This is a genomic window from Aquabacterium sp. J223 (assembly GCF_024666615.1).
Taxonomy (GTDB): domain Bacteria; phylum Pseudomonadota; class Gammaproteobacteria; order Burkholderiales; family Burkholderiaceae_C; genus J223.
On record NZ_CP088297.1, the window covers coordinates 2,856,313 to 2,881,893 of the forward strand.

Here is a 25,581-nt window from a genome sequence, read left to right on the forward strand (position 1 = left end):
TCGGCACATGATCGTCGGAACGGCAGGCCACATCGACCACGGCAAGACGACCCTGGTGCGCGCGCTCACCGGCGTCGACACCGACCGCCTGCCGGAGGAGAAGGCGCGCGGCATCACCCTGCAGCTGGGTTATGCCTACCTGCCGGTGGACGGACTGGACGAGCCGATCGGCTTCGTCGACGTGCCCGGCCACGAGCGGCTGGTGCACACCATGCTCGCCGGCGCCACCGGCATCGACTTCGCGCTGCTGCTGGTGGCGGCGGACGACGGGCCGATGCCGCAGACCCGCGAGCACCTGGCGGTGCTGTCGCTGCTGGGCATCGGCCAGGGCGCGGTCGTGATCACCAAGGCCGACCGGGTGAACGAGGCCCGGCGGCGCGCCGTCGAGGCCGAGGCGCGCGCGCTGGTGCAGCACAGCGTGCTGGCCGACGCACCCTTACTCGCCGTCAGTGCCACCGACGGCCGCGGCCTGCCCGGCCTGCGCGAGCTGCTGGTGGAGGCCGCGCGGAAGCATCGCCGGGCCGAGGACGACGGACGCGCCTTCCGTCTCGCGGTGGACCGGGCGTTCACGCTGGACGGCGTGGGCACCGTGGTCACCGGCACGGCGCACGCAGGGCGGGTGCGCACCGGCCAGGCCCTGCAGCTCGGCGACCCGGCCGACGGCCGGCAGGTGCGCGTGCGCAGCCTGCATGCGCAGAACCGGGCGGTGGCGCAGGCCGGCGCAGGCCAGCGCTGCGCCGTGGGCCTGGCCGGCCTCGAACGCGCCGAGGTCCAGCGCGGCCAGTGGCTGGTGGAACCGTCGGTGGCGCTGGCCACCTCGCGACTGGACGTGCGGCTGCAGGTCTGGCCCGGCGAAGCCAAGGCGCTGAAGACCGGCCAGCCGGTGCAGGTGCACCTCGGCGCCACCGCGGTGGCCGGCAGCGTGGCGGTGCTCGACGGCGGACGCGAGCCCGAGCGGCTGCAGCCCGGCGAGCAGGGCCTGGTGCAACTGGTGCTGCAGGCGCCGCTGGGCGCCTGGCATGGCGACCGGCTGGTGCTGCGCGACGCCTCGGCCAGCCGCACGCTGGCCGGCGGCACGGTGATCGACCCCTTCGCGCCCGCGCGTTACCGCCGCAGCCCGCAGCGGCTGCAGGAATTGCAGGCCCTGCAGGCACCGACCGCCGCCGGGCGGCTGCGGCAGGCGGTGGCCTGCGCACCGCAGGGCCTGGACCTGCTGCGCTTCGCCCGCGCCCAGGGCCTGACGGCGGTGGAGCCGCTGCGGACCGCGCTGCCCGAGGGCTGCCTGTCGTCGGACGAGGCGGGCGCCACCTGGGTGCTGGGTGCCGCCCAGGCCGACCAGGCCGCCGGCCAAGTGCTGCAGGCGCTGACCGAGTTCCACGAGCGCGCGCCCGACGAACTGGGACCGGACGCCACCCGGCTGCGCCGCATCGCGCTGCCGCGCTTGAGCGAGCCGCTGTGGCGGGCGCTGCTGCAGCGGTTGCGCGACGACGGCCGCATCGCGCGGCGCGGCGCCTTCGTGCACCTGCCGGCGCACGGTGTGCGGCTGTCCGACACCGAGACCCGGATCGCACAGAAGGCCGCGCCGCGGCTGGCCGCCGCCGGCGTCGAGGGCGCCTGGGTGCGCGACCTGGCGCGCGACGGCGGCGAGCCCGAGGCCCTCATGCGCACCACCCTCGCCCGGCTGGCCCAGCGCGGCGAACTGCACCAGGTCGTGCGCGACCTCTACTACCCCGAGGCGACGATGGCCGCGCTGGCCGGCACCGCCCGCCGCCTGGCGGCCGAGCACGGCGGCACCGTCACCGCCGCCGCCTTCCGCGACGCCACCGGCCTGGGCCGCAAGCGGGCCATCCAGGTGCTGGAGCACTTCGACCGCATCGGCCTGCTGCGCCGCACCGGCGACCTGCACCGGCTGCGCGCCGACTGCCTGCTGTTTCTGCCGGAAGCCTAGCCGCCGCGGGCCGAGCGCCGGCCCCGCCGTCCCCCAGGGGCCTCGGCGGGCGTGCTCGCCTGCAAGGGGGGGCGACGAGATTCACCAGCTGGCCGCCACGCCGATGCCGATGTGCTTCGAGCCGATGGCCGGGATGACGGCGAGCTTCGCCCCTTCGTGCTGCGTGGTCCACACCGCGCCGGCGGCCGCGCTGAGCGCCAACGAGCCGGCGACGCCGATGTTGTTGCCCCCTGCAGCCGCCGCATGCCGGCGTAGGCCGCCATGGCCTGGGTGGGCGTGGCCTCGCGGAAACCCAGGCGCAGGGCGATCAGGCGGACCGCCGGCAGGGGACTGCCGGCCGACCGCACGGGGCCGATGACCAGGCCCATGCCGTCGGCCCGGCTGCGGTCTTGCCGCTCGAGGGCCGACAGCCGCAGAGAGGCCGCCGGCCAGCCCGGCGACGCCTCCTCCAGCCCCAGCGCCAGGCCCAGGGCGGCCACCGGCCGCGCCCGCCGCCAGAAACGGGCCGCCCGCGCGTCCGGCGCGGGGGCTTCGTCGGCGGCCGGCTCGGCCGGGGCTTCCATCACCCGGGCCGTCAACGACAGCGGCGACACCATCGCCTCGCCCATCGTGTCGGCCGCCGCCAACGCCGGCCAACCCACGGCCATGAGCAGGGCGACGCGCCACGGGGGCGACGGGCGGCGGACGAGGGGCACAGGACATCGCATAGCGGCCTCCTGCAGCGAAGCGTGAAACAAGGTGCAAGCCTCTCGGCAAACTGCGCGCCGGCCCGCGGCACCCGGCCCGGGGGGTGCCGTCGCGCTGCGCCGACAATGCCCCCGTGCCGGACCGGCGCCACGCGATTCACCGAATGGTTAACAAGAAGACCGCCCCCGTCGACGCCTCCTCCGGCGCCGCGGCGCCCGCCGAGCCCGCCGGCCCGCGCGCCCGCGACGCCGAGCGCTCGCAGCAGGCGCTGCTGGCCGCCGCCGCCGCCGAGTTCGCCGAGCACGGACTGGGCGGCGCCCGCATGGACCGCATCGCCGAACGGGCCGGGCTGAACAAGCGGCTGATCTACTACTACTACGGCAACAAGGACGACCTGTTCCTGGCCGTCCTGGAGGACGCCTACCGGCGCATCCGCGAGGCCGAACAGCAGCTCCACCTGACCGACCTCGACCCGCCCGAGGCGGTGCGCCGGCTCACCGCCTTCACCTGGGACTACTACCTGAAGCACCCGGAGTTCCTGACGCTGCTCAACAGCGAGAACCTGCACCGGGCGACGCACCTGCAGCGGTCGGAGCGGGTGCGCGAGATGAACTCGCCGCTGGTGCAGACGCTGGCCGAGGTGCTGGCGCGCGGCCAGCGCGACGGCGTGTTCCGCGGCGGGGTGGACCCGGTGCAGCTCTACATCTCCATCGCCGGGCTGGCCTACTTCTACCAGTCCAACCGGCACACCCTGTCGGCCATCTTCGGCCGCAACCTGATGGCGCCGAAGGCCTGCAGCGAACGGCTGTCGCACATCACCGACGTGGTGCTGGGGTACTTGCTAAGGGACTAGGTCCGGGTCCAGAATTAACCGAACGGGGAATTAAGAAGACCCCCGCAAGGAGACAACCCGATGACCTTCGCCCTGCCCCTGCGGCTGGCGCTGGCCGGCCTGGCCGCAAGCTTCAGCCTGGCCGCCGCCGCCCAGTCCACCGCCTACCCCAACAAGCCCATCCGCGTGGTGGTGCCCTTCGCCGCCGGCAGCACCACCGACATCATCGCCCGCGCCATCACCGACAAGATGGCCGCCAGCCTGGGCCAGCAGCTGGTGGTCGACAACCGGGCCGGCGCCAGCGGCACCATCGGCCAGCAGGCGGTCGCCACCGCGGCGCCCGACGGCTACACGGTGATGATCCATTCCTCGTCGCACACGGTCAGCCCCTGGACCTTCGCCAAGCTGCCGTTCGACACGGTGGCCGACTTCGCCGGCGTCACGCCGATCGCCTCGCTGCCCAATGCGCTGGTGATCTCGCCGCAGAAGAACATCAAGAGCCTGCAGCAATTGCTCACCGCCGCGCGCGCCAAGCCGGGCAGCTTCAACTTCGCCTCGGCCGGCCAGGGCAGCGCCACCCACCTCAACGCCGAGAAGTTCCGGCTCGCCGCGCGCATCGAGGCGACGAACATCCCCTTCAAGGGCTCCGCGGAAGCCGTGGGCGAGGTGATGGCCGGTCGGGTGGACTACTACTTCTCGCCCATCGCGCCGGTGCTGGGGCAGATCAAGGAAGGCCAGCTCATCGCGCTGGCGGTGGGCTCGCCCAAGCGCTCGGCGGCGCTGCCCGACGTGCCCACCACGGCCGAGGCCGGCGTGCCGGGCTCGGAGTTCAACTTCTGGATCGGGATGATGGTGCCGGCGAAGACGCCGCGCGACATCGTCAACCGGCTGCACGAGGAAGTGGCCAAGGCGCTCGCCTCGCCCGAGGTGAAGGACCGCTTCACCCGGCTGGGCGCCGACGCCTGGACGCTGCCGCCCGAGCAGTTCGACGCCTACATCCGCCAAGAGATCAACGCCAACCAGGCGCTGGTCAAGGCCGCCGGGCTCACCGCCCAGCAGTGACCGCCGCCTTCCACCGACTCCACCGAAGGACCTCCATGGCCACCCAACGGCTCGGTCTGATCATGCACGGCGTCACCGGACGCATGGGCATGAACCAGCACCTCATCCGCTCCATCGTCGCCATCCGCCAGCAGGGCGGCGTCACGCTCGCCAACGGCGACCGGGTCATGCCCGACCCCATCCTCATCGGCCGCAACGCCGAGAAGATCGAGGCGCTGGCCAAGGCCCACGGCATCGCCCGCTGGGGCACCAACCTCGACGCCGCGCTGGCCGACCGGAACGACAGCGTCTTCTTCGACGCCGGCACCACGCAGATGCGCCCCACCCTTCTGGCGCAGGCGCTGCGCGCCGGCAAGCACGTGTATTGCGAGAAGCCCATCGCCACCACGCTGGCCGAGGCGATGGAGCTGTGCCAGGTGGCCAAGGCCTCCGGCCTGAAGCACGGCGCGGTGCAGGACAAGCTGTTCCTGCCCGGGCTGCGCAAGCTGGACATGCTGCGCCGCGCCGGCTTCTTCGGGCGCATGCTCAACGTGCGCATCGACTTCGGCTACTGGGTCTTCGAAGGCGACCTGCAGCCCATCCAGCGCCCGAGCTGGAACTACCGTGCCGAGGACGGCGGCGGGATGATCCTCGACATGATGTGCCACTGGCGCTATGTGCTGGACAACCTGTTCGGCCAGGTGAAGAGCATCAGCTGCATCGGCGCCACCCACATCGACAAGCGCTGGGACGAGGCCGGCCAGCCGTACAAGGCCACCGCCGACGACGCCGCCTACGGCACCGCCGAGCTGGTCGGCCACAACGGCGAGCCGGTGATCGCGCAGCTCACCATGAGCTGGGCCACCCGCGTGCGCCGCGACGACCTGGTCACCTTCCACGTCGACGGCACCCACGGCTCGGCCGTCGCCGGCCTGCAGGACTGCCGCGCGCAGTCGCGCGTCAACACGCCGCGGCCGGTGTGGAACCCCGACGTCAAGCAGACGATGAACTTCTTCGACCAGTGGCAGGAGGTGCCGGACACCCAGGTCTACGACAACGGCTTCAAGATCCAGTGGGAGGCCTTCATCCGCCACGTCGTCGAGGACGCGCCGTACCGCTGGACGCTGCCCGAAGGCGCCAAGGGCGTGCAGCTGGTCGAGGCCGCCCTGAAGAGCTGGAAGGACCGGCGCTGGGTCGACGTGCCCGCGCTGGCGCTGTGAGGCCGGGATGAGCCTGTCCCTCACCCTGCCGGGTGCCGACGGTCGGCCGGCCCGCTACACGCTCAGCGGCCGCACCCCGGTGCAGCCGGTGGCCGGCAAGCCGCTGGCGCGCATCGCCTACTCGGCCGCGCACGTGGTGGCCGATCCGCTTGCGGCCATCGATCCCTGGCTGCAGGCGGCGGTCGACTGGGAGTCGACGCTGGCCTACCGCCGCCGGCTGTGGTCGCTCGGCCTGGGCGTGGCCGAGGCCATGGACACGGCGCAGCGTGGCATGGGGCTGGACTGGCCAACCTCGCTGCAGCTGATCCAGCGCTCGCTGGCCGAGGCCCGCTCGGTGCCGGGCGCCCTCGTCGCCTGCGGCTGCGGCACCGACCAGCTGGCGCCCGAGGCGGCACGCAGCGTCGACGACGTGATCCGCGCCTACGAGGAGCAGATGGCCGCCATCGAGGCCGCCGGCGGCAGGCTCATCGTCATGGCCAGCCGCGCGCTGGCGCGGGTGGCGAAGGGCGCGGCCGACTACGAGCGCGTTTACGACCGGGTGCTGTCGCAGGCCCGGCAGCCGGTGGTGCTGCACTGGCTGGGCGAGATGTTCGACCCGGCGCTGGCCGGGTACTGGGGTTCTGCCAACGTCGACGAGGCGATGAGCACCGCGCTGGGCGTCATCGCCGCCCATCCCGACAAGGTCGACGGCATCAAGATCTCGCTGCTGGACAAGGACAAAGAGATCGCCATGCGGCGCCGCCTGCCGACCACCGGCGGGCCCGACGGCCGCGGCGTCCGCATGTACACCGGCGACGACTTCCACTACGCCGAGCTGATCGCCGGCGACGGGGTGGGCGAGGCGGAGAACCGGCGCCAGAGCGACGCGCTGCTGGGCATCTTCGACGCCATCGCACCCGCCGCCGCCGCCGCACTGCAGTCGCTGGCCGCGGGCGACGCCGGCCGCTTCCACGAACTGCTGGCGCCCACCGTGCCGCTGTCGCGCCACATCTTCAAGGCGCCCACCCGCTTCTACAAGACCGGCGTGGTGTTCATGGCCTGGCTGAACGGCCACCAGAGCCACTTCGCCATGGTCGGCGGCCAGCAGAGCACCCGCTCGCTGCCGCACCTCGCCGAGCTGTTCCGCCTGGCCGACGCCGCCGGCCTGCTGGAACAGCCCGAGCTGGCGGTGCGGCGGATGAAGACGCTGCTGGCCCTTCACGGCCTGGAGGGTTGAGCCATGCGGGACTTCTCGCAGGACCACCGCTGGCTGTCCATCAACACCGCCACCGTGCGCCAGCAGCACGGCCGCGACTGGCCGCTGCTGGACATCCTCGACGCCTGCGCGCGGCTGGAGATCCGCGCGGTTTCGCCCTGGCGCGACCAGGTGCACGCCGCCGGCCTGAAGGAAACGGCCCGCACGATCAAGGCGCATGGCCTGGAGCTCTCCGGCTACTGCCGCGGCGGGATGTTCACCACGGCCGACGACGCCGGCTTCCGCGCCGCGCTGGACGACAACCGGCGCGCGGTGGACGAGGCCTGCGAGCTGGGCGCGCCCTGCCTCGTGCTGGTGGTCGGCGGCCTGCCCGGCGCCCTGCAGGGCCGGGCGGCCCACAAGGACATCGGCGCCGCGCGGCAGCAGGTCACCGACGGCATCGCCGCCCTGCTGCCCTACGCCGTCGAGCGCCGGATGCCGCTGGCCATCGAGCCGCTGCACCCGATGTTCGCCGCCGACCGCGCCTGCATCAACACGATGGAACAGGCGCTGGACGTGTGCGACCTCCTCGACCCGCAGCGCAGCGGCGCGCTGGGCGTGGCGGTCGACGTCTTCCACACCTGGTGGGACCCCAAGCTGGAGGCCCAGATCGCCCGCGCCGGTCGCGAGCGGCTGCTGGCCTTCCACGTCTGCGACTGGCGCATCGAGACCCGCGACCTGCTCAACGACCGCGGGATGATGGGCGACGGCGTGATCGACCTGCGCCGCATCCGCGGCTGGGTGGAGGCGCAGGGCTTCGACGGCCACAGCGAGGTGGAGATCTTCTCCACCCGCGACTGGTGGCAGCGCGACGGCGAGACCACGCTGCGCACCTGCATCGAGCGGCACCGGGCCTGCGTCTAGGCCCCGGTGGCCGCCGGTCAGGCGGCGCCGGCCACCGGCAGCCCGATCAGGCGCTCCAGTTCGGCGTGCGTCAGCCCGTCGACGAGGTCGATCAGCACCAGACCCTGCGGCGTGCAGGCCAGCGTCGCGAGGTCGGTGTAGACGCGCTTGACGCAGGCGATGCCGGTCAGCGGGTAGGTGCAGCGCTCGACCAGCTTGCTGGTCCCGGGCTTGTTGGGGCTCGGCTTGGTCAGCAGGTCCATCATCACCCAGGTCTGCTTGGCGCCGATGGCCAGGTCCATTGCGCCGCCGACCGCGGGAATGGCGCCGGCCTCGCCGGTGCTCCAGTTGGCCAGGTCGCCGGTGGCCGAGACCTGGAAGGCGCCGAGCACGCAGATGTCCAGGTGGCCGCCGCGCATCATGGCGAAGCTGTCGGCGTGGTGGAAATAGGCGCCGCCGGGCCTGAGCGTCACCGGCTGCTTGCCGGCGTTGATGAGGTCGTAGTCCTCCTCGCCCGCGGCCGGCGCCGGGCCCATGCCGAGGATGCCGTTCTCGCTGTGCAGGATCACCTCCCGGCCGGGCGGGATGTGGTTGGCGACCAGCGTGGGCTGGCCGATGCCCAGGTTGACGTAGGCACCGTCGTGGATGTCCTGCGCGACGCGGGCCGCCAGTTCGTCCTTGGTCCTGCGCTTCATGCCCGCTCCTTGAAGCCGCCGGCCTGCGTCGCCACCCGCGGCACCTGGACGATGCGGCTGACGTGGATGCCGGGGGTCACCACCACCTCGGGGTCGAGCTCGCCCAGCTCGACGATCTCGTGCACCGACGCCACCGTGCGGGCCGCCGCCATCGCCATCACCGGGCCGAAGTTGCGCGCCGCCTTGCGGTAGGTGAGGTTGCCCCAACGGTCGCCGCGCTCGGCCTTGATCAGCGCCAGGTCGCCGCGGATGGGGTGCTCCAGCACGTAGGGCTTGCCGTCGATGACGCGGGTCTCCTTCGGCGTGCCGTCGGCGTTCAGCGCCAGCTCGGTGCCGAAGCCGGTGGGCGTGAAGAAGGCGCCGATGCCGGCGCCGGCGGCGCGCAGCCGCTCGGCCAGGTTGCCCTGCGGCACCAGCTCCAGTTCCAGCCTGCCGCTGCGGTACAGCCCGTCGAACACCTGCGAATCGGCCTGGCGCGGGAAGCTGCAGATGACCTTGCGCACCCGGCCGGCCTTCAGCAGCGCGGCCAGCCCGGTCTCGCCGTTGCCGGCGTTGTTGTTGACGATCACCAGGTCGCGCGCGCCCTGCTCGATCAGCCCGTCGATCAGTTCGTTCGGAATGCCGGCGGTGCCGAAGCCGCCGATGAGCACGGTGGCGCCGTCCGGCGTGCCGGCCAGCGCATCGGCGACCGAGGCCGCCCGTTTGTCGATCACGCCGGCTCCTCTCGCAGTGGGGGGTTGGGCACGGTGGGGTTGAGGACGAAATCGTATTCCAGCAGCGTCGTGCCGTCCGGCTGCTCGCGCCAGTCTGCCATCAGCGACTGCCGCACGCCGAACACCGGGTCGGTGGCGATGTGCGGATCGCCGCGGCGGAAGACATGGGTGACCAGCGTCTCGTGGCCCTCGGCCTCGATCCAGAAGTGCAGGTGCGCCGGCCGCCAGGACGAGCGTCGCGTGGCCGCCAGCAGCCGGCCCACCGGCCCGTCGGTGGGAATGGGGTAGGACTCGGCGACGATGGTGCGGAACTCGAAGCGGCCGTCGGCGTCGGCGTGCAGCTTGCCGCGGGCCTGGGCCTGCGCCAGGCCGGGCTTCTGCACGTCGTACTCGCCGTCGGCGTCGGCCTGCCAGACGTCCAGCAGCGCGCCGGCCAGCGGCCTGCCGTCCACGCTGCGCACCTGGCCGCGCACCGTGCAGGGCCGGCCGGCGGCGCCGTTGGCGATGTCGGCGCCGTTCTCGTACAGCGGTGCCTCGCGCACGTGGAAGGGCCCGAGCACGGTGGACTCGGTGCAGCCGGCCGGCCGCGCCTGGTTCAGCACCACCGTCTGCATCGACAGGCCGAGCACGTCGCTGAGCAGGATGAACTCCTGCCGGCTGGGCGTGCAGGTCTGGCCCGTCTCGGTGAGGAAGCCGATGGCCTGCACCCACTCGGCCTCGGTGAGCTGCACGTCGCGCGCGAAGTCGTGCAGGTGGCGCACCAGCGACTGCATGACCTGCTTCAGACGCGCGTCGGGCGTGTGGGCGAAACGTTCCAGCGCCTCTCGGGTCAGCGGTTCGGATTCACGGGGGGACATGTCCATCCTTCGGGTTGTGTGCGGCGTCAGCGACGCACCAGGCGGCGGCCGGTGGGGAACAGCGACCAGCCCCAGCGCTGCTGCGCCCAGCCCCACAGCCCCTGGCGGAAGCGGATGGTGACCACGATGGCCAGCAGCCCCAGGCCGAGCAGGTACCAGGTGCCGTAGTCGCTGAACAGCTTGTTCAGCAGGAAGAAGATCACCGCGCCCACCAGCGGCCCCTCGATGCGGCCGATGCCGCCGATCACCACCATGAAGATGGCGAAGGCCGTCCAGTTGACGCTGAAGGCCGCATCCGGGCTGATGCGCAGGTTGCCGACGAAGTACAGCGCGCCGGCCAGCCCGGCGCCGAAGGCCGCCACCACGTACACCGCCAGCTTCATGCGGCGCACGGCGATGCCCTGGCTCTCGGCCGCCACCTCGTTGTCGCGGATGGCCAGCAGCGCCAGCCCCTGCTTGCTGCGCAGGAAGAGGTACACCAGCAGGAGGCTGGCCACCACGCAGGCCAGCGCCATCCAGAAGGTGACCCCCTCGCGGGTGGCCTTGTCGATGCCGCGCAGCGCCGTCAGGCTGGTGCCCGAGCCGCCGCCCAGCGCGCTCAGGTTGGCGAAGGACAGCCGCAGCACGTCGGCGATGACCCAGGTGCCGATGGCGAAGTAGCCGCCCTGCAGCCGGAAGGCCAGCGTGGACAGCGGCACCGCCGCCATGGCCGCGGCCAGCGCCGCCAGCGGGATGGCGACGAAGGGGTTCACCCCGCCCAGGTTGCCCATCGCCACCATGGCGTAGCCGCCGAGGCCGAAGAAGGCCTGCTGGCCGATGGACACCATGCCGCCGTAGCCGGCCAGCAGGTTCCACATCATCGCGAAGATGAAGTAGCAGGCGATCTCGACGAAGTCGCGCATCCAGCTCGACTCGGCCCACCACGGCATGCTGGCCGCCAGCAGCACCAGCGCCAGGCCGACGGCCAGCGTCGCACGGCTGGCCGTGCTGTGCCTCACCACCTCAAAGCCAGCGTTCACACCCGTCCCTCTTTCCAAGCAGAACACCGCGGATCCGGCTTTGCCGGGCCGCTGGTGTTGCCCCTCGAAGGGGGCGCGCGAAGCGCGTAGGGGGTGGTCCATTTCAGCCTCGGGTGCGCGGGAACAGCCCCTGCGGCCGCACCAGCAGCACCGCCAGGAACATCAGGTGGCCGAACCAGATGCCCCAGCCCGGGTCGATGCGGAAGCCCACCTGCTGGGTGACGCCCAGCACCAGGGCGCCCACCAGCGTGCCCCAGAACGAGCCCATGCCGCCGATGATCACCGCCTCGAAGGCGAACAGCAGCAGCAGCGGCCCGTCGGCCGGCGACACGGTCGTGCGCAGCGCCTGGAAGACGCCGGCCACCGCGATCACCGCGCAGGCGATGGCGGTGGCCAGGGCGTAGACCTTGCGGGCGTCCAGCCCCATCAGCTCGGCGATCTCGCGCTCGTCGGACACCGCGCGGAAGGCGCGGCCGAGCGCGGTGCGGTCGAACAGCTGCTGCAGGCCGAAGGTCACCGCCAGCGCCACGGCCAGGATGGCCAGCGGCAGCACGCCGACGGCCAGTCCCTCGCCCAGCGCCAGGCTCTGCGTCGCCAGGCCGCCGCTGTCCAGTGAACGGGGGTCCGCGGAGAAGACCTCCAGCAGCGCGTTCTGGATCACCACCGACAGGCCGAAGGTGACCACCAGCGAGGGCAGCGGGTCCTTGCCCAGCGTGCCGTTCAGGACCCAGCGCTGCAGCGCATAACCGGCCCCGAAGGCCACCGGCAGCAGCAGCACGGCCGCCCACAGCGGCCCGGCGCCGGTGCCGGCGGCCAGCGCGATGGCGCCGAACGCCGCCAGCACGATGAAGTCGCCCTGCGCGGTGTTGGTCAGCCGCATGACGCCGAACATCAGCGACAGGCCCTGCGCGAACAGCGCGTACAGCCCGCCCAGCAGCAGGCCCTGGATCACGGTGTCCACCATCGCCTCACACCCCGAAGTAGGCGGCGCTGATCTGTTCGCGGCTCAGGGCGCCGCTGGCGCCTTCCAACGACACGCGCCCTTCCTGGAAGCAGTAGACCCGCCGGCTCACCCGCTGCGCCACGCCGACGTCCTGCTCGACGATGACGACGCTCATGCCCTCGGCGGTGATGGCCGGCAGCGCGTCGTAGATCTCCTTGATGACGATGGGCGCCAGCCCCAGCGACAGCTCGTCGCACAGCAGCACCCGCGGGTTGCTCATCAGCGCCCGTCCGATGGCGACCATCTGCTGCTGCCCGCCGGACAGCGCGGTGCCGGGCTGGTGCCGCCTGTCCTTGAGGATGGGGAACAGCGCCTGCAGGCGCGGCAGGTTCCACGGCCCCGCACGGCCGGCGGTGGCGCCCATCAGCAGGTTCTCCTCCACCGTCAGGCTGGGGAAGAGGCGCCGGCCCTCCGGCACCATGGCCAGCCCCTGGCGCACGATGCGCCCCGGCGGCAGGCCGCCGATGGGCTGGCCGTCGAAGCGGATGCTGTCGGCGCTGGGCGCCTTGACCAGGCCGGTGAGCGACTTCAGGAAGGTGCTCTTGCCCGCGCCGTTGGCGCCGATGACGGCCACCACCTCGCCGGCGTCGAGCCGGAAGTCGATGCCGAACAGCGCCTGGGCGTCGCCGTAGAAGGCGGTCAGGCCATGGGTGGTCAGCAGCGCGGTCATGCTTCCATCCCCATGTACACGCGCCGCACCTCGGGGTTCGCCATCACCGCCTGCGGATCGCCCTCGGCCAGCGTCTGGCCGAAGTTGATGACGAGGAGGCGGTCGGCGATGGCCAGCAGCGCGTGCACCACGTGCTCGATCCAGACCATGGTCACGCCCTGGGCCTTGATGCGCTTCAGCTCCTCGACCAGCACCTGCGCCTCGGGCTCGGTCAGGCCGCCGGCGATCTCGTCGAGCAGCAGCAGCTTCGGCCGCGTGGCCAGCGCGCGGGCCAGTTCCAGCCGCTTGCGGTTGAGCAGCGTCAGCCCGCCGGCCGGCTTGTTCGCCTGCGGCGCCAGGCCGGTCTGCTCCAGCACCTGCACCGCGGTGGCCCAGGCCTCGCGCTCGGTCTGCCGGCCGCCGAAGCAGGCGGCGGTGACCAGGTTCTCGAACACCGTCATGTGGCCGAACGGCTGCGGCACCTGGTAGCTGCGGCCGATGCCGCCGCGGCAGCGCCGGTGCGGCGGCAGCGCGGTGACGTCGCGGCCCTCGTATTCCACCCGGCCGGCGTCGGCCCGCACGTCGCCCGTGATGAGGTTGAACAGCGTCGTCTTGCCGGCGCCGTTGGGGCCGAGGATGCCCAGGGTCTCGCCGGCCTGCACGGCCAGCGAGACGTCGTCGGTCACCGTCAGCGCGCCGTAGGACTTGCGCACGCCGTGCAGCGCCAGCAGCGTCATGGCGGTCAACCGTCAGCCCAGCGGCTTGAGCGTGCCGCCGGTGGGGATGTTGGGCGCGGCCGCGTTGTTCACCACCACCAGTTCCACCTTGCGCTTGCCGGTGGACGGCACCCACTGGCCGAGCACCAGCGGCGTCTTGCTGACGTTCTTCATCGGGCCGGGCCCGCCCCACTTCACCGGGCCGACCACGCTGCTGATCGAGGTGGCCGCCACCGCGTCGCGCACGTCGGCCGCCTTCACCGACTTCGCCCGCGACAGCGCGCTGGACGCCACCTCGAAGAGGGCGTGCGCGAAGCCGATCGGCTGCGTCCACTGCTTGCCGGTGCCGGCCTCGTAGGCGTCGGCCAGCGCCTTGGCGCTCTGCTTGGTCAGCGACGAGGTGAAGGGATGTGAGGGCGTCCACCACACCTCGGTGGTCAGGCCGTGGCCGAGGTCTCCCAGCGCCTCGATCGCGCCCGGGAAGAGCAACGCCTTGCCCAGCGTGACGACCTTGGGCCTGAGCCCCTGCTGCCGCGCCTGGGTGAGGAAGGTCTTGGCGTCCGGCGGGATGACCACGCCGGTGACGATCTCCACCCCGTCGCGCTTGAAGGCGGCGATCTGCGCGCTGAAGTCCTGCGTGCCGTTCTGGAAGCGGCCGGGGTCGGTGAGCGCGAAGCCCTGCGCGGCCAGCGGCTTGGGGAAGCCGAGTTCCTTGTCGCCCCAGGCGTTGCCGTCGCCGTCGTTGGGGAACAGGCCGCCCACCTTCTTGTTGGTGGCCACGCCCTTCCAGCCGTTGGTGAAGTTGGCGATGACGTCCTCCAGGCCCCAGAACAGGTGGTAGGTCCAGGCGAAGCCCTTGGCCGGGTCGCCCTTGCGGCCGAAGAACCAGGGCTGCCAGGGCACCACGCTGCTGACGCAGGGCACCTCGTTCAGCTCGCAGGCGTCGCTCACCGGGTTGGCGGTCTCCGGCGTGCCGGCCGTCAGCACCAGCGCCACCTTGTCCTTGAGGATGAGGTCGTTGGCCACCTCGCCGGCGCGGTTGGGGTTGGACTGGCTGTCCTTCAGCACGATCTGCACCGCGTGCTTCTTGCCGCCGATGGCGATGCCGTCCTTGAAGGCGGCCTTCATCTGGTCGATCACCCACTTGTCGGCCTCGCCGAAGGGCGCCAGCGGCCCGGTCTGCGGGCTGACGTAGCCGATCTTCACCGTGTCGGCGGCGAAGGCGGCGGGCCAGGGCGCCCGCCGCCACGGTGGCGGTGGTGCCCTGCACGAAGGTGCGGCGGTTCAGCGTCATGGTGTCTCCTTCTCGTGGTGTTGTGGGTGTCGGGATCGTCGGCTCAGGGCTCGGGCGGCGCGCCCTCGAACGCGCGCTGCAGCAGCGCGCGCAGCGGCGCCCGCTCCAGCGGCCGCGGGTTGGGGTACGGCGTCTGCACGGCCAGGCCGGCGGCACGGTCCAGCCCGCCGGCCGGCATGCCGAGCGCGGCCAGCGAGGTGGGCGCCCCGTGGCGGGCCGCCAGCGCCTGCAGCGCGGCCGGCACCGCGGCCGCCGGCACCTGCAGCGCGCGGCCGATGCGCAGCAGCGCGGCGGGGATGTGCGGCGCGTTGTAGGCCAGCGCATGCGGCAGCACCACGGTGTGCACCTCGGCATGCGGCAGGTCGAAGCTGCCGCCCAGCGTGTGGCACAGCTTGTGGTGCAGGCCCATGGCCACGCTGCCGAGCACGGTGCCGCACAGCCAGGCGCCGTACAGCGCCTCGCCGCGGGCGGCCAGGTCGCGCGGGTCGGCCTGCAGCGCCGGCAGCGCGGCGGCGCAGGCACGCAGGCCCTCCTCCGCCATCAGCGCAACCACCGGGTTGCCGTCGTGCGCGTACAGGCCCTCGGCGGCATGGGCGATGGCGTTCAAGGCGCTGGTCACCGTCATGGCCAGCGGCAGCGTCAGCGTGAGCTCGGGGTCGTAGACCACCGTCTTCGGCAGCACCCGCGGGTCGCGGCCGGTTTTCTTCACGCCGGCCTCGGTGAGGCCGTAGATGGGCGTGACCTCGCTGCCGGCGTAGGTGGTCGGCACGGCGATGATGGGCAGGCCGCTGTCCAGCGCGATCGCCTTGCCCAGTCCCGTCGTCGAGCCGCCGCCGATCGCCACCGCGCAGTCGGCGCCCAGCCGCTGCGCCTCGGCCCGCGCCTCGCGCGCGGTCTCGATCGGCACGTGCATGACGGCGCGCGGAAAGACACCGGCCGAGCGCTCGCCCAGCAGCGCGGCCACCCGCTCGGCCGACGCCGCCTGCTCGGGCGTGGACAGCACCAGCGCACGCCGCGCGCCCAGCCGCTCCACCTCGGCGGGCAACTGGGCCAGCGATCCCGCGCCGAAGACGATGCGCGACGGGCTGGCGGCGTAGGTGAAGGCCTGCATCGTCAGTCCAGCGCCAGCTTGCGTTCGCTCACCAGCCGGCCCCACCGGGCCTGCTCGGCGGCCAGCAGCGCGGCGAACTGCTCCGGCGTGCTGGCGATGCCGGTGAGCCCCTGCTCGGTCAGGCGGGCGGCGAAGTCGGGCGACTCGACGATGCGGCGCACCTCGGCCTGCAGACGGTCGACGATGGGCCGCGGCGTCTGGGCCGGTGCCAGCAGGCCGACCCAGGAGTTGACGTCGAAGCCGGGGTAGCCGCTCTCCGCCACCGTCGGGGTGTCGGCGTAGGCCGGCACCCGGCGGGCGCCGGTCTGCGCCAGCGCGCGCAGCTTGCCGCCCTTGACGTGCGGCTGCGCCAGCACGGCCGAGAGGAACATCGCCTCCACCTGGCCGCCCAGCAGGTCCTGCTGCGCAGGACCGCCGCCGCGGTAGGGGATGTGGGTGATGAAGGTGCCGCTGACGCTCTTGAACAGCTCGGCGGTCAGGTGGTTGCTGCTGCCCGCGCCCACCGAGGCGTAGTTCAGCTTGCCCGGCCGCGACCTGGCCAGCGCGACGAAGGCCTTGAGGTCGGGCGCCGGCACCGCGGGGTTGACCACCAGCACCAGCGGGTTGCTGACGATCTGCGTCACCGGCTGCAGGTCGCGCTGGATGTCGTAGCCCAGCTTGGGATAGGCCAGCGGGTAGGTGGCGAAGGCGTCGAACACCATCACCAGCGTGTGGCCGTCGGCGGGCGCCCGCACCACCTCGCCGACGCCCACGGTGCCGCCGGCGCCCCCGCGGTTGTCGATCAGCACCGGCTGGCCGAGCGCGGCCTGCAGCCGCGGCTGCAGCTGCCGGGCCACCGTGTCGACGATGCCGCCCGGCGGGAACGGCACCACCACGCGGATCGGCTTGCTCGGCCAGGCGGGCGCCTGCGCGCTGGCCGCGCCCAGGGTGCCGGCGGCCAGCAGGGCGGTGAGCGCGGCTTTGATGACAGTCCTCATGGTGCAAGTCCTTCGGCGATCAGCGTGGGTACCACGGCGGGATCTGCGCGTCGACGTTGACCCAGACGCTCTTGACCTGGGTGTACTCGCGCATGGCGTCGAAGCCCATCTCGCGGCCGTAGCCGCTCTGGCCCACGCCGCCGAAGGGCGAGCCGGGGTTGACCCGCTTGTACGAGTTGATCCACACCATGCCGGCGTGCAGCTCGCGGGCGAAGCGGTGGGCGCGCGGCAGGTGGGTGGTCCACAGGCCCGAGCCCAGGCCGTAGTCGGTGCCGTTGGCGATGGCCAGGGCCTCCGCATCGTCCTTGAAGGTGAGCACGGTGACGAAGGGGCCGAAGACCTCCTCCTGCGCGATGCGGTCGCGGGCGCTGCGCGCGCGGACGATGGTGGGCTCGACGTAGCAGCCGGCCGCCAGGTCCGCCGCCGTCGGCGCCCGGCCGCCGGCCACCACCTCGCCGCCCTGCGCCCGTGCCACGTCGACGTAGGACAGCACGCGGTCGCGGTGCTGCACGCTGGTCAGCGGCCCCATCTCGGTGGCGTCGTCCAGCGGGTTGCCCAGCCGGATGCTGCGCGCGAGCGTCGCGAAACGCTCGAGGAACTCGTCGGCGATGCGCTCGTGCAGCATGAGCCGGCTGCCGGCGATGCAGGCCTGTCCCTGGTTGTGGAAGATGGCCCAGGCGCTGCCGTTGACGGCAGCGGCCAGGTTGGCGTCGTCGAAGACGATGTTGGCGCCCTTTCCGCCGAGCTCGAGCTGCACCTTCTTCAGGTTGCCGGCGCTCGCCTGCACGATGCGCTTGCCGGTCGCGGTGCTGCCGGTGAAGGCGATCTTGGCCACGCCGGGGTGCTCGGCCAGGTACTGACCCGCCACCGGGCCCAGCCCCGGCACGACGTTGACCACGCCGTCGGGCAGGCCGGCCTCGGCCATCAGCTCGGCGATCCGCAGGCTCGTCAGCGGCGTGATCTCCGCCGGCTTCATGACGACGGTGTTGCCGGCGGCCAGGGCCGGCGCCATCTTCCAGCTGGTGAACATCAGCGGGAAGTTCCACGGCACCACCTGGCCGACCACGCCCACCGGCTCGCGCAGGGTGTAGTTGAGGAAGCCGGCCTCGACGGGAATGGTCTCGCCCTGGAACTTGTCGGCCATGCCGCCGAAGTAGCGGTAGCAGGCCGCCGTGCGCGGCACGTCAAGCGCACGCGAATCGCGCAGCGGATGGCCGGTGTCCAGCGACTCCAGCCGCGCCAGCTCCTCGGCGTTGGCCTCGATCAGGTCGGCCAGCTTGAGCAGGATGCGGCCGCGGTCGGCCGCCGCCATGCGGGCCCAGGCGGGAAAGGCCTTCGTCGCCGCCTCGACCGCCGCGTCCACGTCGGCCCGGCCGGCCATGGCCACCTCGGCGATCGGCGTGTTGTCGTGCGGGTTGAGCGTGGCCTGCGTTTCGCCGCTGGCGGCATCGACGAACCGGCCGCCGATGAACAGCTGGTGCCGGATCGGCGTGCGCAGGCCGGCCGCGGCCTGGATGTCCGCGAGGTTCATGAACGATCTCCGAAGGCGTTGGGAAGGGGCAGCGGGGCCGCCCGTGGCGGGGGTGCGCTCAGAACTTGACCGGGACTTCCGGGGCCTCGCCCTTCTGGATCTCGTAGACCAGCGTCGGCGAGCCGTTCTCCCACACCAGCAGCATCGAGCGCTTGGGGCTGTAGCCCTGGTGGCGGCAGTAGGCCGGCATCGCGGCCATGTCGCCGGCCTTCATGATCACCCGCGCCAGCGGCTTGCCGGTCTCCTTGTGCGCGCAGTCCCAGTGGATCTCGTCGCACATCTGGAAGAACCACTCCACCCGGTCGTTGCCGTGCACGATGGGCAGGATGTGCTCCTCGGTGGTCGGGCACATGTAGCTGTGCTTGACGACGCTGGTGAAGCTGGGGTTCCAGGTCACCTGGCTGCGGCTGAGGAAGGCGAAGAGGTTGAAGGCGTGCACCTCGTTCTCGAAGCCGGGCTCGGGGTGCAGTTCGGGCTGGTCCTGCGGCACGTCGGCGAAGGCGCGGTTGACCGGCGCGCCGCGCGCGTCGCTGCGCAGGTCGAGGTCGCCCTTGAGGCCGACGCAGCGGGTGGCCAGCTCGCGCGCGCGGGTCACCGCCGCGGTGTTGTTGCCGCGCTTGCGGCCGTAGGGGGTGCCGGTCTCCTGCGGCGCGGCGAAGGGGTCGAAGCCCTCGTTGGTCCAGTCGTCCAGCATGGCCTTGAAGGTCTCGCCAATCTGCTCGCTGGGGAAGTTCTCCAGCAGGTCGACGTTGGCGGCCTTCATCGTCTCGTTGTAGCTGCCGGCGAAGAAGTCCACCGTCTTGTAGTGGTTGACGGTGCCCACCACATGGTCGAAGTTGACCCAGCCGTAGAAGAAGCCCCAGGCCACGTCGCGCATCAGCGCCCGCAGGTAGTTGCCCACGTCCATGGTGTGGCTCAGCGGCCGGCCGTCGCGGGTGGTCCACTCGATGTGAGCGAAGTACTCGTCGCGGCGGAACTTGAAGCTGCCGAGCGTGAAGCTGCGGTAGCCCAGCACCTCGTGGGGCTGCGAGGCGGCCACGTGGGCGAGTTCGGCGGGTGCGTTCATGGTGCGTCCTTCCGGTGTCTGGTTGACGGGCGTTCAGGCGGTCTGGCAGATCTCGGCCCAGCGTTCGACCGACAGGTCGCCCTTGCAGGTCTGCAGCACCACCACCGCGGGCTTGGCGCTGCGGAACTGGTAGGCGGCGTTCTTCGGCAGCAGCGCCTGGTGGCCGCGGCGCAGCGTCATCCAGCCCATCCTGGCGCCCTTGGGCTCGCCCTTCACCAGCACCGCGCCGTTGTGCTCGGCGTCGGGCACCTGCTGCTCCTTGGACAACTGCACCAGGTGGACCTCCACCTCGCCGTCCATCACCAGCGCGAACTCGTCGTGCGCGCAGGTGTACCAGGGCGAGCCGCCCTCGGCCCGCACGCACTCCAGCACGTAGATCTGGTTCTGGCCGAAGACCACCCGCTCGTACGGCCTGGCCTTGGAGGCGATCTCGAAGCAGTTGCTGAAGGCGTAGTGGCGCACATCGTCGTCGATGATCTGCACCTGGCCCTTCTCGTAGTGGTCGAGGGAGCCGAACTGGGTCTGGTAGGCAACGTCGGGCATGCGGTCTCCTGTCGCGGTTCGTTCGCCTGTTCCGGCGAGTGGCCGCAGTCTAGGCAGGAGGACTTCTGCGCAGTAGTCCCGCATCGGGGACTGATTTGTTCGCCAGTCCCGAACAATCGTCCGGGTTTCCCCGGTCACTCGATCAGGGTCTCCGGCACCAGGCCGGCCTCGAACAGCCCCGCGTCCCAGGGCGGCGTCCCGGCGAAATTCTTCACCAGCGCCTCCAGGAACAGCTTGAGCTTGAGCGAGCTGCGCGCCGCCCGCGGGTAGAACACGCTCAGCCAGAAGGCGCTGAGCTGGTGCTTGGGCAGCACCAGCACCAGCTGGCCGGCCAGCACCGCGCGCGAGGCCACCAGCGTGGGCAGGCAGACGATGCCGGCATGCTCCAGCGCGTACTCCTGCAGCAGGTGCACGCTGTTGCTCAGCAGCGTGGGCTTGAGCTCCAGCGACACCGGTGTTTCATCCGCGCGGTGGAACACCACCCGCTCGCGCGTGGGGTAGCCGGAGTACCAGCCCAGCCGGTGCCGCAGCAGGTCCTCCGGCGCCCGCGGCACGCCCCAGCGGCGCAGGTAGGTGGGCGAGGCGCAGAACACGCGGCGCACCGGGAACAGCCGGCGCGACACCAGCTCCTCCGAGCGCGGCGGGAAGATCTGCAGCGCGCAGTCGAAACCCTCCTTCACCGGGTCGATGGCCGCGTCGTTGACGACGATGTCGAGCACGATCTGCGGGTAGCGGCCCTGGAAGTCCTGCAGCAGCGTGGCCAGGTGGCCGAGCACGAAGCCGGGCAGCGCATGCACCCGCAGACGCCCCGCCGGCGAGGTGGTGACCTCGCGCATCTGGTTGACCACCTCGTCGGTGCGCGCCACCAGCTCCGTGCATTCGCGCAGGAAGGTCTGGCCCAGCTCCGACAGCCGCACGCTGCGGGTGTTGCGCACGAACAGCGGCGCACCGACGAAGGCCTCGAGCTGCTGCACCCGCTCGGTCAGCGCCGAACGGCTGACGCGCATCTGCCGCGCCGCCTCGGCGAAGCTGCCGGTCTCGGCGACGCGGACGAAGGCCTCGATGACGAGGAAGCGGTCCATGGGCGGCGGCGATTCTGAAGCGGCCGCAGCGGCCGCGTCTCGACGGCCGGCCGCGGCGGGGTCAATGCGGCGCCAGCAGCGCCCACAGCTGCGCGCGCGAGGTCAGCCCGAGCTTGAGGAACGACCGCTCGCGGTAGGTCTTCACCGTCGAGCGCGACAGCCCCGTCGCCACGCACACCTCCTCGTAGCGCAGGCCCGCGGCCAGCAGGCTCACCACGTCGAGTTCGCGCGCCGTGAGCCGGCTGCACAGGCGGGCCAGCCGGGTGCGCAGCGCGCGGGCGTCGGGCGTCGTGCCGGGTGGCGGCGCCCACACCCCTTGGCCTGCTGCTTGACGCAGGCGACCAGCGGCCGGGCCAGGCTGCCCACCGCCTCGGCCTCCTCCAGGCTGAACCAGCGCTGGCCGACGCAGCGGTACAGGTTGACCGCCAGCAGCCGTCCGCCGTCGCAGGGCACCGCCAGCGACAGCCGCTCCTGCGTCTGCAGCGGGTCGTACACCAGCCGCTGGTGCGGTGTGGTGAAGGCGTCCTTGCGGTGGTGCGTCAGCAGGCTGCCGGGGCTGTTCCAGCAGGCGTCGAAGGTCCGGTCCAGCCGGTGGACGTCGCCGCAGTAGGCGCGCCACACCTCGGCCGTGCGGTCGGGCGACACCTGGGTCGCGGTGGTGATGAGCTGGGGCAGCCCGCCCTGCGACAGCAGGTAGGCCGACACCGAGCCCACCGGCAGCAGCCGGTTCAGCTGCACCAGCAGGCGGTGGCCGAAGTCGGCCTGGCCGATGGCGTCGATGACGCCCGCCAGCACCTCGTCCGCACCCGGCGGTCGGCGCTGCTGCAGCGAGTGATCTTCAAGGGCCCAGGTGCGCATGCGACGGACGGTCTTCGGCGAGGTCAAAGGGGATCGGCCGGCCCCGAAGCAAGGGTTACCCCGCAGGCCCCGCGGCCGACAGACAAGGCGCCGGCCAGGTCTTAGTCTGCCACCTGCCCCGGGCCCCCGGTCCGATGGAGGAGACACATGAACCGCTCAACGCTTCCCCCGCTGCGCCGCCGCTCCCTGCTGGCCGCCGGCGCTGCCGCCGGCCTGGGCCTGGGCGCCGGCGCCGCCCGCGCCGAGACCGCCGCCGAGTACCCGAGCAAGCCCGGCCGCATCGTGCTCAGCAACGCCGCCGGCACCGCGCCGGACGTGGCCGCCCGCGCGGTGGCCCAGCGCTTCCAGGAGCTGATGGGCAAGCCCTTCGTGGTGGACAACCGGCCCGGCGCCGGCGGCACCCTCGCCGCCGAGGCCGTGCTGTCGTCGCCGGCCGACGGCTACACCCTGCTGTTCGGCACGATGTCCGAGATCGCGCTGACGCCACACGTCTACAAGAGCGTGCGCTATGACCCGCTGCGCGACTTCGCGCCGCTGGGCGAGCTGGGCTCGGCCGACCTGCTGCTGGTGGTGAACCCGGAGCGGGCGCCGACGAACTCGCTGGACGAGTACCTGGCGTGGGCGCGCCAGCGCCAGCCGCTGCTGGCCGGCACCTTCGGCGTCGGCAACCCGGCCCACCTGTCGGCCATGCAGTTCGGCGACGCGGCCAAGCTGAAGGTCGAGCCGGTGCACTTCCGTGCGCCGGGCGAAGGCATCGCCGGCATCACCTCGGGCGACATCCACGCCCTGTTCGCCAGCGTGGCGCTGGCGCTGCCCTTCCTCCGCAGCGGCAAGCTGAAGGCGCTGGCCGTGACGTCCAGCAGCCGCTCGCCGGTGCTGCCCGACGTGCCCACGGCACGCGAGATCGGCCTGGCGCCGATGGAGGCGGTGTACTGGTTCGGCATGTTCGCGCCGGCCCGCACGCCGGTGCCCATCCTCGACAAGCTCAGCGATGCCACGGTGGCGTCGCTGCGCGCCCCGGACACCAAGCGCAAGCTGGAGGAGACGGGCTTCCGCATCACCGGCACCGCGCGCCAGCCGTTCGCGCAGATGCTGGCCACCGACCTGCCGAAGTGGGCCGAGGCGGTGCGCCGCTACGGCATGCGCGCCGACTGACGGCACACTGCAACGCCATGGGAGTCCATTCACACGAATCACGCTGGACCGCCGAGCCGGGTCCGGCCCTGCTGTCCCTCACGGTGGGGGACCTGCTGGACCGGCGCGCCGACGAGCGGGCGGACCGGCCGTTCCTGCTCTGCCGCAACCTCGAGTCCGGCGAAGACACCGACTTCACGCTGGGGGGCCTGCGCCGCCAGGTGAACGCCTTCGCCAAGGGCCTGATCGGCCTGGGGGTGCAGGCCGGCGACAAGGTCGGCGTGCTGTGCAGCAACCGGGCGGAGTGGCTGGTGGCGAACTTCGCCCTGGCCAAGATCGGCGCGGTGCTGGTCACCGTCAACACGCAGAGCCGGCAGGCCGAGCTGTCGCACATCGTGCGCCAGGCCGAACTGTCGGGCCTGATCCTGCAGCGGTCGCACCGCGGCAACCCCTTCCTGGAGCACCTGCGCGCCATCGTGCCGGACCTCGGCACGCCGGGCTCGCACCCGACCTTCAGGCTGGCCGTCCTGGTCGGCGAGCCCGGCGTCGACGAACCTGGCACCGTCGGCTTCGATGCGGTGGTGGCGGCCGGCGCCGAAGCGCCCGATGCCGTGCTCGCCGAGCGGCAGGCCGCGGTGAAGCCGACCGACGTCTGGCAGATCCAGTTCACCAGCGGCACCACCGGCGCGGCCAAGGGCGCGATGCTGACGCACCACGGCACGGTCAACAACGCCTGGGTCTTCGGCGGCGCGGTCGGGCTGCGCGAGGGCGACTCGATGGTGTCGGCCATGCCGCTGTTCCACACCGCCGGCAACATCGTCGAGGTGCTGGGCGCGCTGGTGCACCGGGCGCGCCTGATCAAGACCAGCTCCTTCGAGGCCGGGGCGATGCTCGAGCTGATCGCCGAGCAGAAGCCGACCGTGCTGTGCGCGGTGCCGACCATGCTGATCGCGATGTGGAACCACCCCACGTTCCTCGCCACGCAGTCGAAGCTGGACAGCCTGCGGCTGCTCATCGGCGGCGGCACGCCCTACCCGGTGCCGGTGCTGACGCGGCTGCGCGACGACTTCGGCGTGGTGGCGCAGATCGGCTTCGGCATGACCGAGCTCAGCCCGATGGTGACCTGCACCGCCATGGACGACCCGCTGGAGCGCAAGTCGCTGACGGTGGGGCGGCCGCTGCCGCACCTGGAGGTGAAGGTGGTGGGCGAGGACGGCGCCACCTGCCCGCACGGCCAGCCGGGCGAGCTGCTGGTGCGCGGCTTCGGCGTGACGCCGGGCTACTACCGGCAGCCCGACGCCACCGCCCGCACCATCGACGCCGAGGGCTGGCTGCACAGCGGCGACCTGGCCTCGATGGACGCCGACGGCACGGTGCGCATCGTCGGCCGGCTGAAGGACATGATCAAGCGCGGCGGCGAGAACGTCTACCCGGCCGAGGTCGAGAACTTCCTCATGCAGCACCCCAAGGTGGCGCAGGCGCAGGTGGTCGGCGTGCCCGACGAGTACATGGGCGAGGAGGCCGCGGCCTTCATCCAGGCGCGCCCCGGCGAGACCGTCACGGCGGAGGAGCTGGAAGCCTATTGCCGGGCCCACATCGCGCGCCACAAGCTGCCCAAGTACTTCCGCTTCGTCGACGGCTACCCGCTCACCGGCAGCGGCAAGGTGATGAAGTTCGCGCTGCGCGACCGGCTGGTCAAGGAACTGTCGACGACATGAGCCCGACGCCCCTGCGCTACGAGAAGCACGGCGCCATCGCCGTCATCACCTTCGACCGGCCGGCCGCGCGCCACGCGCTGTCGCCGGAGATGATCTGCCGCCTGGCCGACGCGGTGATCGACTTCGCCGCCGACGACGCGCTGCGGGTGGCGGTGCTCACCGGCAGCGGCGACGTCGCCTTCTGCGCCGGCGGCGACCTGCAGCGCTCGATCCCGCTGATGTCCGGCGAGCGCCCGCCCGAGGACGACTGGGACCGGCGGCTGCTGGAGGATCCCCAGGTGCATGCGGCGTCGGCCTTTCGCGGCTACCCGCTGGACAAGCCGGTCATCGGCGCGGTCAACGGCGCCTGCATGGCCGCCGGGCTGGAGATCCTGCTCGGCACCGACATCCGCCTCGCGGCCGAGCACGCCACCTTCGCCCTGCCCGAGGTGCGCCGCGGCGTCATCCCCTTCGGCGGCTCGATGGCGCGGCTGCCGCGGCAGGTGCCGCTGGCCCGCGCGATGGAGATCATGCTCACCGGCGCCACCTTCGGCGCGGAGGAGGCGCTGCGCTGGGGCATCCTCAACCAGGTGGTGCCCAAGGAGCGCCTGCAGGCCGAGGCGATGGCACTGGCCGCACGCATCGCCGACAACGCGCCGCTGGCGGTGCAGGCGGTCAAGCGCACGGTGCTCGCCTCCAGCGGCCGGCCGCTGGACGAGGCGTTCCGGCTGGAGGACGAGGCCAAGCGCTTCATCATGACCACCGACGACGCGCGCGAGGGCCCGCGGGCCTTCATGGAGAAGCGGCCGCCGAAGTTCAGCGGCCGCTGAA

General features: G+C 72.3%; 25 protein-coding genes. 9 read left to right on the forward strand and 16 right to left on the reverse strand.

Translation table 11 applies throughout. The features are described from left to right. Positions 1-7: 7 nt before the first annotated feature. The 6 genes from selB (at position 8) to LRS07_RS13640 (ending at position 7,826) form a co-directional block, all read left to right on the forward strand. Positions 8-1,948 (forward strand): selenocysteine-specific translation elongation factor, encoded by a 1,941-nt coding sequence (selB, locus tag LRS07_RS13615; RefSeq protein ID WP_260498555.1) that lies wholly within the window; start codon positions 8-10, stop codon positions 1,946-1,948. Positions 1,949-2,798: 850 nt separating this feature from the next. Next, the gene (locus tag LRS07_RS13620) at positions 2,799-3,488 is read left to right on the forward strand and encodes a TetR/AcrR family transcriptional regulator (protein WP_260498556.1); all 690 of its coding nucleotides are present in this window, start codon (positions 2,799-2,801) and stop codon (positions 3,486-3,488) included. Between the two features lie 60 nt (positions 3,489-3,548). Beyond that, positions 3,549-4,529, forward strand: a complete 981-nt coding sequence (locus tag LRS07_RS13625; RefSeq protein ID WP_260498557.1) for a tripartite tricarboxylate transporter substrate binding protein — start codon at positions 3,549-3,551, stop codon at positions 4,527-4,529. A 35-nt stretch (positions 4,530-4,564) separates the two neighbouring features. Further along, complete coding sequence (locus LRS07_RS13630) at positions 4,565-5,728, forward strand: Gfo/Idh/MocA family protein (RefSeq protein ID WP_260498558.1); 1,164 nt, start codon at positions 4,565-4,567, stop codon at positions 5,726-5,728. Between the two features lie 7 nt (positions 5,729-5,735). Next, positions 5,736-6,944, forward strand: a complete 1,209-nt coding sequence (locus tag LRS07_RS13635; RefSeq protein ID WP_260498559.1) for a dihydrodipicolinate synthase family protein — start codon at positions 5,736-5,738, stop codon at positions 6,942-6,944. Positions 6,945-6,947: 3 nt separating this feature from the next. Beyond that, positions 6,948-7,826 carry a sugar phosphate isomerase/epimerase family protein gene (locus LRS07_RS13640; protein ID WP_260498560.1) on the forward strand — a complete coding sequence of 293 codons (879 nt, stop codon included), beginning with the start codon at positions 6,948-6,950 and terminating at the stop codon, positions 7,824-7,826. Between the two features lie 17 nt (positions 7,827-7,843). On the opposite strand, the gene LRS07_RS13645 is transcribed toward LRS07_RS13640, so the two are convergent. The 16 genes from LRS07_RS13645 to LRS07_RS13720 all read right to left on the reverse strand — a co-directional run bounded on the left by LRS07_RS13645 (position 7,844) and on the right by LRS07_RS13720 (position 21,919). Continuing rightward, entirely contained in the window at positions 7,844-8,500 is a 657-nt protein-coding gene (locus tag LRS07_RS13645; protein ID WP_260498561.1) for a 3-oxoacid CoA-transferase subunit B, read from the reverse strand. Further along, positions 8,497-9,213, reverse strand: a complete 717-nt coding sequence (locus LRS07_RS13650) for a 3-oxoacid CoA-transferase subunit A (RefSeq protein WP_260498562.1) — start codon at positions 9,211-9,213, stop codon at positions 8,497-8,499. Before LRS07_RS13650 ends, LRS07_RS13645 begins: the two co-directional genes overlap by 4 nt. After that, the gene (locus LRS07_RS13655) at positions 9,210-10,070 is read right to left on the reverse strand and encodes a dioxygenase family protein (RefSeq protein ID WP_260498563.1); all 861 of its coding nucleotides are present in this window, start codon (positions 10,068-10,070) and stop codon (positions 9,210-9,212) included. Before LRS07_RS13655 ends, LRS07_RS13650 begins: the two co-directional genes overlap by 4 nt. A gap of 26 nt (positions 10,071-10,096) precedes the next feature. After that, positions 10,097-11,089 (reverse strand): branched-chain amino acid ABC transporter permease, encoded by a 993-nt coding sequence (locus tag LRS07_RS13660; RefSeq protein WP_260498564.1) that lies wholly within the window; start codon positions 11,087-11,089, stop codon positions 10,097-10,099. A gap of 103 nt (positions 11,090-11,192) precedes the next feature. Then, a complete protein-coding gene (locus LRS07_RS13665; RefSeq protein WP_260498565.1) occupies positions 11,193-12,053 on the reverse strand; it encodes a branched-chain amino acid ABC transporter permease in 861 nt (286 codons plus the stop codon). Positions 12,054-12,057: 4 nt separating this feature from the next. Beyond that, complete coding sequence (locus tag LRS07_RS13670) at positions 12,058-12,762, reverse strand: ABC transporter ATP-binding protein (RefSeq protein ID WP_260498566.1); 705 nt, start codon at positions 12,760-12,762, stop codon at positions 12,058-12,060. After that, positions 12,759-13,478 (reverse strand): ABC transporter ATP-binding protein, encoded by a 720-nt coding sequence (locus LRS07_RS13675; protein WP_260498567.1) that lies wholly within the window; start codon positions 13,476-13,478, stop codon positions 12,759-12,761. The genes LRS07_RS13670 and LRS07_RS13675 overlap by 4 nt, the downstream gene beginning before the upstream one ends. 12 nt (positions 13,479-13,490) lie before the next feature. Then, positions 13,491-14,663, reverse strand: coding sequence for an ABC transporter substrate-binding protein (locus LRS07_RS13680; protein WP_260498568.1), 1,173 nt, complete (start codon positions 14,661-14,663; stop codon positions 13,491-13,493). Between the two features lie 131 nt (positions 14,664-14,794). Beyond that, a complete protein-coding gene (locus LRS07_RS13685) occupies positions 14,795-15,862 on the reverse strand; it encodes a maleylacetate reductase (protein ID WP_260498569.1) in 1,068 nt (355 codons plus the stop codon). Positions 15,863-15,864: 2 nt separating this feature from the next. Beyond that, a complete protein-coding gene (locus LRS07_RS13690) occupies positions 15,865-16,839 on the reverse strand; it encodes a tripartite tricarboxylate transporter substrate binding protein (protein WP_260498570.1) in 975 nt (324 codons plus the stop codon). A 19-nt stretch (positions 16,840-16,858) separates the two neighbouring features. Beyond that, positions 16,859-18,325: an aldehyde dehydrogenase family protein gene (locus LRS07_RS13695; protein ID WP_260502115.1), complete on the reverse strand. Its 1,467-nt coding sequence runs from the start codon at positions 18,323-18,325 to the stop codon at positions 16,859-16,861. A gap of 103 nt (positions 18,326-18,428) precedes the next feature. Then, a complete protein-coding gene (locus tag LRS07_RS13700; protein WP_260498571.1) occupies positions 18,429-19,436 on the reverse strand; it encodes a hydroxyquinol 1,2-dioxygenase in 1,008 nt (335 codons plus the stop codon). Positions 19,437-19,469: 33 nt separating this feature from the next. Beyond that, on the reverse strand, positions 19,470-19,979 hold the full coding sequence (locus LRS07_RS13705) for a cupin domain-containing protein (protein WP_260498572.1): 510 nt from the start codon (positions 19,977-19,979) through the stop codon (positions 19,470-19,472). Positions 19,980-20,113: 134 nt separating this feature from the next. Next, on the reverse strand, positions 20,114-21,061 hold the full coding sequence (locus LRS07_RS13710; RefSeq protein WP_260498573.1) for a LysR family transcriptional regulator: 948 nt from the start codon (positions 21,059-21,061) through the stop codon (positions 20,114-20,116). Positions 21,062-21,122: 61 nt separating this feature from the next. After that, complete coding sequence (locus tag LRS07_RS13715) at positions 21,123-21,275, reverse strand: LuxR C-terminal-related transcriptional regulator (protein ID WP_260498574.1); 153 nt, start codon at positions 21,273-21,275, stop codon at positions 21,123-21,125. Next, complete coding sequence (locus LRS07_RS13720) at positions 21,272-21,919, reverse strand: hypothetical protein (RefSeq protein ID WP_260498575.1); 648 nt, start codon at positions 21,917-21,919, stop codon at positions 21,272-21,274. The genes LRS07_RS13715 and LRS07_RS13720 overlap by 4 nt, the downstream gene beginning before the upstream one ends. 147 nt (positions 21,920-22,066) lie before the next feature. Here LRS07_RS13720 and LRS07_RS13725 point away from each other — a divergent pair, with 147 nt between their 5' ends. From LRS07_RS13725 to LRS07_RS13735, 3 genes are read left to right on the forward strand one after another with little or no spacing between them, the layout of a single operon-like run. Further along, positions 22,067-23,074 carry a Bug family tripartite tricarboxylate transporter substrate binding protein gene (locus LRS07_RS13725; protein ID WP_260498576.1) on the forward strand — a complete coding sequence of 336 codons (1,008 nt, stop codon included), beginning with the start codon at positions 22,067-22,069 and terminating at the stop codon, positions 23,072-23,074. A gap of 17 nt (positions 23,075-23,091) precedes the next feature. Beyond that, positions 23,092-24,771, forward strand: a complete 1,680-nt coding sequence (locus LRS07_RS13730; protein WP_260498577.1) for an AMP-binding protein — start codon at positions 23,092-23,094, stop codon at positions 24,769-24,771. Next, positions 24,768-25,580 carry an enoyl-CoA hydratase/isomerase family protein gene (locus LRS07_RS13735; RefSeq protein WP_260498578.1) on the forward strand — a complete coding sequence of 271 codons (813 nt, stop codon included), beginning with the start codon at positions 24,768-24,770 and terminating at the stop codon, positions 25,578-25,580. The genes LRS07_RS13730 and LRS07_RS13735 overlap by 4 nt, the downstream gene beginning before the upstream one ends. Position 25,581 lies beyond the last annotated feature (1 nt).